The sequence below is a fragment of the Sphingomonas echinoides genome (genome assembly GCF_029623395.1).
In the GTDB taxonomy this organism is placed as follows: domain Bacteria; phylum Pseudomonadota; class Alphaproteobacteria; order Sphingomonadales; family Sphingomonadaceae; genus Sphingomonas; species Sphingomonas echinoides_A.
Window position 1 is genome coordinate 25160 of record NZ_JAPYKK010000002.1, and the last position, 11952, is coordinate 37111.

Sequence of the window (11952 nt, forward strand, 5' to 3'; positions counted from 1 at the left end):
CAAAATGTCCTGGAAATAGGGATCGGACGCGGTCAGGCCGCGTGGCGCCAATGCTCGGCGGTTTCCCACGGCTCGACCTTCGCGAACGAGATCGTCGGCACCAGCGGCGCGGTCGCGCGCACGATACGCGCGCCGGGCAGCGAATGTCCTTCGCTGCGCGCGAAGGCCATGGCGGTGGACAAAGAAATGAAGCGCCCCTCGAGGCATCCGCGGTTGTCCTGGACCAGCCAGTGCCCCGCGGCATCCTGCCCCACGATCAGCACGCAGGGCGGTTGGTCTGACGTCGAAGCGACGGTCGAAAGCATGATGCGACTCCTCGGCCCGATCCTGTCGCGCGGCCGGTGGACCCCGGCGGCGTGCGATCAAGCCAAGCGTCAGATAGGCGCGCGCGCCGTTAAGGTTCGAGAGCGATCGAACCGCGGCGGCATAAAACTCCCATATAGATCGCCCTATAAATCAACGCGTCACGGCGGACACGCGCGCGGTCAAGCGGTCGTCAACACGCCGTGGAAGACCTGGTCGTCGAGCGCTTGCCCCGCGCCCACGGCCACGCACGTCAGCGCATTCTCGGCGACGATCACCGGCAGGCCGGTCGCCTCCGACAACACCGTGTCGAGACCCGCAAGCAAGCTGCCGCCACCCGTCATCACGATTCCCCGATCGAAGATGTCGGCGGCGAGTTCGGGCTCGGTCTTCTCCAGCGCGGAGAGCACCGCCTCGATCACTTGCCCGACCAGATCGGCAAGCGCCTGCGCGATCTCGGCCTGGTTGACGGTGATCTCGCTCGGCACGCCATTGAGCAGGTCGCGCCCGCGCACGCGCATTTCCTTGCCGACGCCGTCCTCCGGGATCAGCGCGGTGCCGATCGCGAACTTGATCTGTTCGGCGGTCGCCTCGCCGATCATCAGATTGTGCTTGCGGCGAATGCTCGACGCGATCGCATCGTCCATCCGGTCGCCGCCGACGCGCACCGACGTGCTGTACGCCAGCCCGCGCAGCGACAGGATCGCGACCTCGGTCGTCCCGCCGCCGATATCCACCACCATCGCACCGATTGGCTCGGCGACGGGCAACCCCGCGCCGATCGCGGCAGCCATCGATTCCTCGATCAGATGCACCTTGCGCGCGCCTGCGTTCATCGTCGCCTGCCGGATCGCGCGGCGTTCGACCGGGGTCGCGCCCGATGGGATGCAGATCACGATCTCGGGCCCGCGCGATAGCCAGTTGCGCCCGCCGTTCACCTTCTCGATGAAGTGCTTGATCATCTGTTCGGCGACATCGATGTCGGCGATCACGCCGTCGCGCATCGGGCGGATCGTCCGGATCGCATCGGGGGTCTTGCCGAGCATCAGCTTGGCCTCCGCGCCGATCGCGCGGACGCGCTGCACCCCGTCCAGCGTCTCCAGCGCGACGACCGAAGGTTCGTTCAGGACGATCCCTTTCTCGCGCAGGTAGATGACGGTGTTCACGGTGCCGAGGTCGATCGCCAGGTCGCTGGAGGAAGGTGACAACAGGCGAGACAGGCGCATGGGCATACAATCTTAAAAAGTCGGGAAGAACAGGCCCCCCGGGTCGAACGGAATGTCCTTGGCCGTGGTCTTCCGCAATCGAGCGGTCAAGCCCGTCTGCGCCAAAATGACCGTTGATGACGTTCCAACGCCACGACCCGGGCACTGTCCGGGACGGACGCCATACTTCGCGATCCGCCATCTCCCGCGCGAACGAAGGTGTTAAGCCCGATAAATCCGGACTTTACGCCAAAGGTTGGGGGAGCCTGCCGCCGGCACTGATCCACCGACCGCGCGTATCTCCCGGAAACGCGGTGTATTAGTATGTTGGCACACTTATCGCATGGGGCCGGATGCGCCGCATGGGCGGCGCCTCACACCGTCCGGAGTTTCCGCATGATCGTGCCCGTCCTGATTGCCGCAGCGAGCCTTGCAGGCATTACATCCCCCGCTCACGCCCCCGCCGAACCGCCAGCGCGCGCCGCGCACAACCGCACCACCACCACCGATACCTACCGGGCGCGCTACGAACCGCACCGCGACGTCTATTGCATCCGGATCTTCGACGATCCCGCCCCCGCCGAGCCATACCCCGGTGCGACCGGAGAGACGTGCCAGTCGCGCGCACGCTGGGCAACCGAAGGGCTCACCATCACCGACCCGCGGCACGACACCGCCGCTTCCGCAGGAAAATCTTAAACCTGCCTGGTTTATCCGACACCCGCCGTAGCCAGTGTGGAAGACAAAGCCGTGCAGCGCCCGCTCTCGATCACCTTGTTTGCGGGTATGTTCGGCTTTTCGGTGATCGTTTCCGGGATTCTCGCACTATACGCGACGCAGACTCCCGAGTTCGGTTTCCCGATCGCGCCGGACGCGGCGGACACGCTGGCGCTGCGCATCAAGGCGATCCGCATTTTGGGGATCGCCTTCGCGGTGGCGATGATGCTGCTCGTGGTCTTCGCCAAGTCGCCCGCCGCGCGCAACACGCTCAGCCTGCGCTGGGTGCTCGGGCTCGGCACCAGCGCAGCGTTCCTGCGCGGCATCGGGGCGATCGCGCCGATGGGCGACAGCGATGTCGCGGTGATCGCCTTGTCGGTCATCCAGCTGGGCACCGAGGGCCTTGCGATCCTCCTGCTCTACGGTGACGACGCCGCCCCGTGGTTCAACCGCCTGCGCTGACCACCGCGCGGCGTCAGCTTTTCGCGCGCTGGATGTACCGGCTGACGTTTTCGGCCAGCACGTCGAGCGGAACGTTGCCGCCCTCGACCACCGCCTGATCGAAATCGCGCACGTCGAACCGTCCGCCCAGCGCAGCCTTGGCGCGGTCGCGTTGCGCGACGATTTCGGTCTGGCCGAGCTTGTACCCGCACGCCTGCCCCGGCCACGCGCAATAGCGTTCGACCTCGCTGACCGCGTTGCTCCGCGGAAGCCCGGTCGCTGCAATGAATTCCGCCAGAGCCTGCTCGCGCGTCCAGCCCATCGCGTGGATCCCGGTGTCGATCACCAGCCGCACCGCGCGCCACGACAGGCCCATCAGATACCCCAGCCGCCCCGCCGGATCGTCCCGATACATCCCCAGTTCGTCGGCGAGCATCTCCGCATATAGCGCCCAGCCCTCGGTATAAGCGTTGAACGCCAGGATCGATCGGATCAGCGGCAGCTTCTGCGCATATTCCCCCTGCCAGACATGGCCCGGAATGCCCTCATGAAACACCAGATCGGGGATCGTCACCTTGTTGTGGATCGTCGGATCGCCGAGGTTGACCCAGATCTTGCCCGGCACCGATCCGTCGAGCGACCCCGGGCCGCCGTACGCCGCGGGCGCACCGGGTTCCTCCGCCAGCGGCATCCGGCGGATTTCGAGGTTGCCCTTGACCAGCGTGCGGAACGCCTGCGGCAGACGCGGGCGGATCGCATCGATCTTGCCCTGCATGTACGCGACGATCTGCGCACGCCCGGCGTCGTCGTTCGAGAAGGCGATCTCGGGCCGCTTCTGCAACTCTGCCGACCGCGCCGCGACGGTGCCTTGCGTCAGACCAAAGCTCTTGAGGATCGTGTCCATCTGCGCCTGCAGGTCAATCAGCTGGGCGCGGCCGAGCGCGTGGATCTCGGCGGGGGTGCGCCGCGTGGTCGTCCCCGCGCGCAGCCCCCAGGCGTACCATTCGGGTCCTCGCGGGCGCGTGCCGAGACCGGCCGCATCGGTCGCCACCGCGCGTTGCGCGCGGATTTCGGCGAGCTGCCGCTCCAGCGCCGGGCCGATCGCGGTCCGCGCGATCGCTTGCGCGCGCGCGACCCAATCGCCCGGGATCGCCCCGCTCTTGCGCGCGAGCGGACCAATCAGCGGGCCATCGGCCGCATCGACCGTCGCCAGCGTCCGCGTCAGCCCGGTGATCGTCTTGTCGAGCAGGAACGACGGCGGGACCAGCCCCTGCAACCGCGCCGCCCGAATCCGCACCGTCTCCCCGTCGAGCTGCGCGGGCATCGCCGCCAGCCGCGCGAGATAGGCGGTCGCGTCGGCGGCGGTCTTCACCGGCTGGCTACCGTCGAGCAGTTGCGGCACGTCGAGCCAGCTCCCGACGTTCTGGATCACACCGTACGGCGTGTTCCGCCAGTTGCCGATCGTCGCGACACCGTACGGCAGCGCCATCCCGTCGAGCGAGGTGCGGAACGCGCTTTCGGTCACCGAAAGGCTCGTCAGCAGCGACGCATCGAGACCCTGTCGGGACACGCGGGCCAGGTCGCGGAGCGCCTCGGATAGGAAGCGCTGGCGCCGCGCGACGCCGTCCGGGGACCGATCGTCGAGCCGCCCGCGCAGGCCAGCACGCGCGCCGGTATCGACCCCGAGACTGGTCGCTTGCGCTGGATCGATGTCGAGCAATCCCCAAGCGAGCCGGTCGAGCAACGCGGCGGCGGACGGCGCGGGCGCAGCGATCGCGGGGGTAGCGGCGATCGCGGCGGCCCCGGTCAGGGCGGCAAGCGTATCGCGGCGGGAAAGCATGGGGATGGTCATCGTCAACAGATGCCGCCTGCGCTGTCGCAGGTCAAACCACGGCAGAGGCCTTCCGAGGCGTGGGACAGGTCGCGTCCATGTCGCGACCTGTCCCCGTTCCTGACGATCAGAACTTCGCGGTGAAGCCGATCGCGATGTTGCGGCCCAGGCTGTCATACCGTGCCGGGATCGTGTTGCTGCGCGCGAGGCTGATGTTGTACGAGTTCGGCAAGATCGGCGGCGCCTTGTCGAGCAGGTTGTTCGAGATCAGCCGCAGGCTGTAGCGCTTCGCGATGTTGAAAGTGAGCGCGAGATCGAAATAGCTCACTGGCGAGATCCGCGCGAAGGTCGTCTGCGCACGCTCCGGCGTCCCGCCGATCGCGGGATCGCCCGAGTTGTTCGCACTCACCAGCGCACCGACATAGCGCCAGTTGAACGAGGCGTTGAACACCTGGTCCGGCGTTACATAGGTCGCGCGCAACCCGTGGCTCCACTTCGGCAGCAGCTGACCGCAGCCGTTGCCGTAATAGCCCGCGCAGTTGCGCGACGGCTGGACCGGGGAATCCTGGCCACCGGCAAAGGTGGTCAGCGAGCCGTTGAAGCTCAGGTCCATCCGCCCGACCGACCCGAGGCCGAGCGCATATTGCGACTGGAAGTCCCAACCGCGCGCGATCGAGGTGTAGTAATTGGTAGTCCCCGCGCGGATGAACCCGCTCGTCGCGTTCGCATTGAGCGGCGCATACAGCGTGCCGTTGGCGGCGCGGACGATGCCTGAGCAGAAGAACGGATCGCCGTTCGAACGCTGGCAACCATCGGTGTAATAGCTGTCGTCGTTATACCCGAGCGAGTTGTTGATCTTGATCCGGTACCGATCGACCGAGAACACCAGGCCCCGGACGAACCGCGGCTTCAGGATGATGCCGTAGGTCTGCGTGTAGGCGGTTTCCGGATCGGCGGTGAACCCGCCCGAGCGGACCGTGCACTGGCTGTCCGGGCACAGCAGCAACGCGCTGCCATATTGCGCGTCCGACAAGCCCGTTGCGCGGCAAACTTCGCGCGAGGCGACCGGCACCGTCGTGGTGATGGTCTTGCCCGGGTTGTTCGGGTCGGCGATCTGCCGGGGGACGGGGGCGCAGAAATCGTTCTGCGATCCGCCCTGCCGCGAGAAGTTGATGTTGCTCGCCTGGAACGCCTCGACCACCGTCGGCGCCCGCTGCGCCTTGTTGAACGAAGCGCGCAGCACGATGTCGCGCACCGGCGAATACAGCCCTTCCGCCTTCCACGTCGTGAACGTGTCGGGGTTGATGTTGTACTTGGACAGACGCAGCCCGCCGTTGACCTGGATCAGCTCGGCAAACGGCTTGTGCTGGACGAGCGGCGCCTGCACTTCGACGTTGCCTTCCCAGACGTGCTGGCTGCGATCCGAATCGGTCCCGCCGTTATCCGCGCGGAACGCCGCGTTGGCGACCGAGAACTGCCGCTCCTCGCGATATTCGACACCCGCCGCGAAGGCGAGGCCGTCTTCGGCAAACGGCGAGGCGATGCCGTATTTGCCGAGATCGCCGGTTACGTTCGCCTGCAGGTCGTACAGGATGCCGACGGTCCGCTGCTTCTCGGCGTCGACGCCGCCAAAGATGTAGTTGACCAGCGACTGGTTGGTGTTCCGCGCGCTGAACGCATCGAACGGAACGCACGCGGGGTAGGTGCCGTTGACGGTGGCGGTGCAGGTCGGCGTCCCGTTGACGTTGACGACGTTGAGCGCGTTGTTGACCCGCCCGAAACTCGGGAGCGTCGCGGGCATATAGTCCTGCTGGTTGCGCGCATAGACGCCGCCGACGTCATACGTCCACGCATCGCCGACCTTGCCACGAATACCGCCCGTCGCACGGATCCCGCTGTTGATGTACGTATCGAGCAGATACGGCGCGCTGTCGAAGCGATAGCGCACGTCGAGCGGTGCGGTCGTCCCGGTGCCCGCCGCCGCGCCGCAGATCGCGGTCGCCTGCGAGGCCGACAGGAACGGGTTGTTGCAATTCACCTGATACGGGGTCGACCCGTAGTTGTTGAACGCGAACACGCGCGTCGGCACGCGGTTGGTCGACTCGTCGCGGAACCACAAGGCCGAGCCGTACAGCTCGATCTCGGGCTTGACCTTGAACGACGCGAACCCGCCCGCATTCACGCGCTCGAACGCGCGCTGATATGAATAGCCGTCATAGGGATTGGCGGCGTTGGACGTGCCCGGCTGCGCGTTATACGGCACGAAACTGCGCCCGCCGGTCGGCGTGTTGACGAAGCCGAGACCGCTGTTGGCACCGGACTGCGGCGAGATATAGCCGTTCGGGGTATAGGTCGACACCGAGCAACCGAGCGGACCGTCCTTGTCGGTCTGGGTAAGCTGGCACGCCGAGGTCGAGCGTGCGGTGTATTCGACCAGATTGGCGTGCTTGTAGTTGACGAACCCCGACACGTTGAGCCGGTCGTCGAACAGCGCCGTACCCGCGGTCAGCGTCACATCGGCACGGCCGCCGTCATTGACCAGGCTCGTGTTGACCGGGAACCCGTAGCGCGCGGCCTGCTGCGTGACGATATTGTCGCGGTTCTGATGGTTGTAGAAATTGTAATTGCCGTCGATCCGGATGCCCTTGAAATCGGGCTTGATCACGAAGTTGACGACGCCTGCGACCGCGTCCGAACCATAAACCGACGACGCACCGCCGGTGAGCACGTCGACCCGGTCGATCAACGACACCGGAATGATCCCGGTATCCTGGCCGTTCTGCGTGCCGAGACGCTTTCCATCGATCAGCACCAGCGTCCGCTCGAACCCGAGGCTGCGCAGCTTGATCCGCTGGCGCCCGTCCGAATCCTGATAGTTCTGCTGGCTGTCCGGCGCGATCTGCGGAAGGCGGTTGAGCACTTCCTCGATATTGGTCGGCGCCTGCGCCCGAATGTCCTGTGCCGTCACCGACGTGATCGGCGCGGCCGACGCAATGTTCGGGCGGGTGATCCGCGTCCCGGTCACCATGATGTCCCTGTCGTCGGAAGCAGCGGCGACGACCGGCTGCCCGGCGATCACGCTCGCCTTGGTCTCTGCGGAAACTGCCGGATCCACCGCAGCGTCCGGTGCGGGCGCAGGGCTCCCCTGCTGCGCATTGGCAGGCGCGCTCAGGGCGAGCGCGGCGCCCATGGCAGTCAACGAAATCGCGTAACGAAACGGCATTGGAACATCCCCCCTTAGAAAGCAGCGCGCCCCCCAGGCGACCGCTGCATGCCTAAAGGTTCCCTTCAAACGAGACCTTGGTCAATACCTATGGGTAACCATTCAGAAACTTTTTTGACTTTATTAAAGACTATGGCATGAATGTCACAACTGGCGTTTCGCAAGAGGGCATGCATGACCACCAGACGTTCCCTTCTCGCGCTGCTGACCGCCGCGGCGGGCGCCGCTCCGATGACGCGCGCGCTGGCCGCGCCAGCCGCAAAGGGCGGCGCGCAGATCCTGTCGACGTGGGATTTCGGCGCCGCCGCCAACGACGCCGCTTATGCGCGCCTGGCCAAGGGCGGGTCGCTGCTCGACGCGGTCGAAGCCGGCGCGATGGTCCCCGAAGCGGACCCGAACAACCACTCGGTCGGTTACAGCGGCTATCCCGATCGCGACGGACACGTCACGCTCGATGCGGTGATCATGGACGATGCGGGCAACGTCGGCGCGGTCGCCGCGCTCGAGAATACGATCCACGCGATTTCGGTCGCGCGGCGCGTGATGGAGAAGACCCCGCACACGCTGATCGTCGGCGAAGGCGCGACGCGGTTCGCGCGCGACCAGGGCTTTCCGCAACAGTCGCTGCTCACCCCCGAATCCGAAAAGGCCTGGCGCGAGTGGCTCAAGACCGCACACTACCGCCCCGAAGCCAATAGCGAGAACAAGATCACGCGGACGCCCGGCGGCGCGCTCGACCATGATACGATCGGTTTGCTCGCGCGCGATGCCAATGGGCGGCTCGCGGGCGCCTGCACGACCTCGGGCATGGCGTTCAAGATGCGCGGTCGCGTCGGCGATTCGCCGCAGGTCGGCAGCGGGCTGTATGTCGAGGCGGGCGTCGGCGCCGCGACCTCGACCGGGCTCGGCGAGGAAGTCACCCGCATCGCCGGGACTGCGCGCGTCGTCGCATCGATGCGCGCGGGCAAGTCCGCGCAAGCCGCGTGCGAAGAAGTGGTCAAGCATATCGCGCACCTGCGCGGCGCGGCGATCCGCGGGGTACAGGTCGGGTTCCTTGCGCTGGACCCCCATGGCAACGTAGGCGCATTCTGCCTGCTACCCGGCTTTACCTACGCCGTCACCGACATGGCGGGACGGACCGTGGTGCATAAGGGAGCGTCGCTATTCCAGGCCTAAGTTTGCGTGAAACCGTTCCCCGCCGCGCGGGTGCCGCGCTCGAAGTGTGCGTCGAGACGGTCGGCGGGCTCACCGCCGCGATCGACGGCGGCGCGGACCGGATCGAACTGTGTGCCGCTCTGTCGGTCGGCGGGCTGACCCCGCCGGCATCGCTGATCCGGGTCGCCGCTGCTGCCTCATTGCCGGTGCATCTGCTCGCGCGCCCCAACGCGGGTGGATTCGTCTATGACGCGGCGGAACAGGCGCTGATCGCGGACGATATCCGCACCGCCGCCGACGCCGGTCTCGCTGGGGTCGTGATCGGCGCGAGCACTATGGACCGAACGCTGGACGCGCCGCTGCTGGCCCGCTGGATCGCCCTCGCCCGCACGCTCGGTACCGACCGCGGCACGCCGCTGTCGCTGACGCTCCACCGCGCGTTCGATCTCGTACCCGATCCGCTCGCCGCGCTCGAAACCGCGATCGCGCTGGGGTTCGACCGGATCCTGACATCGGGATGCACCCCCCGCGCGATCGACGGCCTGGCAACGCTCGCCGCGCTCCACGCCAAAGCCGACGGCCGGATCACGATCCTCGCAGGAAGCGGCGTTTCCGCCGAGACCGCCCCGGCAATCCTCGCGACCGGGATACGCGAGCTGCATGCGTCATGCCGCACCGTCCACCCGGTGGACGACGCCCTGCCCGAACGGCGCTTCGGATTCGTCGGCCCGGACACCGCCACCACCGACGCCACGCGTGTCGCGGAACTGTCGCGGATCATTCATTTGCCGGCTTGAATAGGACCAATATATTACCTAGACATGTCGCATACTGGATGGAACAGGCGATGCACGACACCAATTCTGACACGTCCACGGCAAAGCCGGGACCGACCCTGATGTTCCTGGAAGCGGAAGAGGCGCATGCTGCGGTCGAGCGGATGCTCGTCGCGAACGCCGCCGCCTTCGCCCAGCTTGGCGCCACGCTGCGCGCCGCGCCGCCGTCGCTCGTCGTGACCTGCGCGCGCGGTTCGTCCGATCATGCCGCGACTTATGCGAAATACATGATCGAGACGCGGATCGGCATTCTGGTCGCCTCCGCCGCGCCATCGGTCGCCTCGGTCTATGCCGCCCCCGTGGCGCGCGGCAACGCGTTGTGCATCGCGATCTCGCAGAGCGGGCGCAGCCCCGACCTCCTTGCCACGGTCACCGCGCAGAAGACCGCGGGCGCGCACGTCGTCGCGATCGTCAACGACACCACCTCCCCGCTGGCCGAGATGGCGGACACGTTGATCGCGCTGTCGGCGGGTGTCGAACGCTCGGTCGCCGCGACCAAATCCTACATCACTTCGCTCGCCGCGATCGCCGCGCTGGTCGCCGAATGGTCGCAGGAGGCCTCGCTTCAGACCGCGGTCGCCGCGCTTCCCGGCTTGCTCCGCCGCTCCTGGGCGTTCAACTGGCAGCCGGTCGGCACCGCGCTGCAGGACGCCAACAACCTGTTCGTCATCGGTCGCGGCATCGGCCTCGCGGTCGCGCAGGAAGCCGCGCTCAAGCTCAAGGAAACCTGCGGGCTCCATGCCGAGGCGTTCAGCTCGGCCGAAGTGCGCCACGGTCCGATGGCGATCGTCGGGCCGGGCTTCCCGATCATCGCCTTCGCGACCTCGGACGTTGCGGGCGATGACGTTCGCGCGGCCTCTGCCGAATTCGCCGCGCGCGGCGCGGTCGTCTGCCTTGCCGACGCACGTGCAGATGGCGAAACCGCCTCGGCGACGGCGGTTCCCGCCGCCAAGGCGGATCCGGCGATCGAGCCGATCCTGATGATCCAGAGTTTTTACCGCATGGCGGATGCCCTGTCGCGCGCGCGCGGCTACAATCCCGATGCGCCGAGCCATCTCAGCAAGGTAACCCGCACATTATGACTTCGCTCAGCTTCGTGAACGGCCATATCGTCACCGCGCACGGCGTGCAGGCCGCGGCGACGATCGACGTCGAGAACGGTGGAATCGTCGCGCTCGACGCCAATGCGGGTTCGGGGGCGATCGATCTGGATGGCGGCTGGCTGATGCCCGGGTTCATCGACACGCAGGTCAATGGCGGCGGCGGCGTGCTGTTCAACGCCGACCTCACCGTCGAGGGGATCGCGGCGATCGGCGAAGCGCATCGCCCCTATGGCACGACCAGCTATCTGCCGACTCTGATCAGCGATTCGACCGACGCGATCGCGCACGCGCTCGACGCGACCGATGCGGCGATCGCGGCGGGCGTCCCTGGCGTGGTCGGCGCGCATATCGAAGGCCCGGTCATCAACGTGTCGCGCAAGGGCATCCACGACCCGAAGCATTTCGGCACGCTCGACGACCGGCTGATGGACGTCCTGCTCGCGCCGCGTCGCGGCCGGGTGATGGTGACGCTCGCGCCCGAAGTCGCCGCGCTCGACCGGATCGCGGCGCTCGCGCGCGCGGGCGTGCTGGTCAGCCTCGGCCATAGCGACGCGACCTATGCACAAGCCCGCGACGGCTTTGCCGCCGGGATCACCGGCGTCACGCATCTGTTCAACGCGATGTCGCCGCTGGCCCACCGCGCGCCCGGCGTGGTCGGCGCGGCGCTCGACGATCAGCAAGTCTATTGCGGTCTGATCGTCGATGGCTTCCATGTCGACGATGCGGCGCTGCGCATCGCGCTGCGCGCGCGTCCGCTCGACCGGATGATGCTGGTGTCGGATGCGATGCCGTGCGTGAACGCGCGCGTGAAGGATTTCGTGCTCCAGGGCCGCCAGATCCACGTCGAAGGCGGCCGCTGCGTCGGCACCGACGGGACGCTGGCGGGCTCGGACCTCGACATGGCGCGCGCAGTCCGCAACACCGTGGTTCAGCTCGGAATCGCGCCCGCACAGGCGGCGGCGATGGCGGCGACCAACCCGGCGGCGTTCCTCGGCCTGTCGCAGACGCACGGCAGCCTCGCGGTCGGGCAGCGCGCGGATTGGGTCGTGCTGGACGCGGACTTCAACGCGGTGTCCACGACGATCGGCGGCACGCTGAGCGAGGCCACGCGCCACCACGCCAGCGCCGCCTGACCGCG

At 67.3% G+C, this 11952-nt stretch carries 10 protein-coding genes; 6 read left to right on the plus strand and 4 right to left on the minus strand.

The genetic code is table 11. The annotated features are described in order from the left end of the window. Positions 1 to 32: 32 nt before the first annotated feature. Positions 33 to 305 (minus strand): hypothetical protein, encoded by a 273-nt coding sequence (locus QBJ92_RS01940; RefSeq protein ID WP_277968003.1) that lies wholly within the window; start codon positions 303 to 305, stop codon positions 33 to 35. 180 nt (positions 306 to 485) lie between these two features. Continuing rightward, positions 486 to 1529, minus strand: a complete 1044-nt coding sequence (locus QBJ92_RS01945) for a rod shape-determining protein (protein WP_277968004.1) — start codon at positions 1527 to 1529, stop codon at positions 486 to 488. A gap of 375 nt (positions 1530 to 1904) precedes the next feature. Between QBJ92_RS01945 and QBJ92_RS01950 the strand changes: the two genes are divergently transcribed. Both QBJ92_RS01950 and QBJ92_RS01955 read left to right on the plus strand, forming a co-directional pair. Then, the gene (locus QBJ92_RS01950) at positions 1905 to 2207 is read left to right on the plus strand and encodes a hypothetical protein (protein ID WP_277968005.1); all 303 of its coding nucleotides are present in this window, start codon (positions 1905 to 1907) and stop codon (positions 2205 to 2207) included. Between the two features lie 51 nt (positions 2208 to 2258). Continuing rightward, positions 2259 to 2687, plus strand: a complete 429-nt coding sequence (locus QBJ92_RS01955) for a hypothetical protein (protein WP_277968006.1) — start codon at positions 2259 to 2261, stop codon at positions 2685 to 2687. Between the two features lie 13 nt (positions 2688 to 2700). Here QBJ92_RS01955 and QBJ92_RS01960 read toward each other — a convergent pair whose 3' ends face one another. Both QBJ92_RS01960 and QBJ92_RS01965 read right to left on the minus strand, forming a co-directional pair. Continuing rightward, the gene (locus QBJ92_RS01960) at positions 2701 to 4518 is read right to left on the minus strand and encodes a DUF885 domain-containing protein (protein ID WP_277968007.1); all 1818 of its coding nucleotides are present in this window, start codon (positions 4516 to 4518) and stop codon (positions 2701 to 2703) included. Between the two features lie 106 nt (positions 4519 to 4624). After that, the gene (locus QBJ92_RS01965) at positions 4625 to 7720 is read right to left on the minus strand and encodes a TonB-dependent receptor plug domain-containing protein (protein ID WP_277968008.1); all 3096 of its coding nucleotides are present in this window, start codon (positions 7718 to 7720) and stop codon (positions 4625 to 4627) included. Between the two features lie 174 nt (positions 7721 to 7894). Here QBJ92_RS01965 and QBJ92_RS01970 point away from each other — a divergent pair, with 174 nt between their 5' ends. From QBJ92_RS01970 to nagA, 4 genes are read left to right on the plus strand one after another with little or no spacing between them, the layout of a single operon-like run. After that, on the plus strand, positions 7895 to 8896 hold the full coding sequence (locus QBJ92_RS01970; RefSeq protein WP_277968009.1) for a N(4)-(beta-N-acetylglucosaminyl)-L-asparaginase: 1002 nt from the start codon (positions 7895 to 7897) through the stop codon (positions 8894 to 8896). Positions 8897 to 8898: 2 nt separating this feature from the next. Next, positions 8899 to 9672, plus strand: a complete 774-nt coding sequence (locus QBJ92_RS01975; protein WP_277968010.1) for a copper homeostasis protein CutC — start codon at positions 8899 to 8901, stop codon at positions 9670 to 9672. Positions 9673 to 9722: 50 nt separating this feature from the next. Continuing rightward, positions 9723 to 10793 carry an SIS domain-containing protein gene (locus tag QBJ92_RS01980; RefSeq protein WP_277968011.1) on the plus strand — a complete coding sequence of 357 codons (1071 nt, stop codon included), beginning with the start codon at positions 9723 to 9725 and terminating at the stop codon, positions 10791 to 10793. Further along, positions 10790 to 11947, plus strand: coding sequence for an N-acetylglucosamine-6-phosphate deacetylase (nagA, locus tag QBJ92_RS01985; RefSeq protein ID WP_277968012.1), 1158 nt, complete (start codon positions 10790 to 10792; stop codon positions 11945 to 11947). The genes QBJ92_RS01980 and nagA overlap by 4 nt, the downstream gene beginning before the upstream one ends. Positions 11948 to 11952 lie beyond the last annotated feature (5 nt).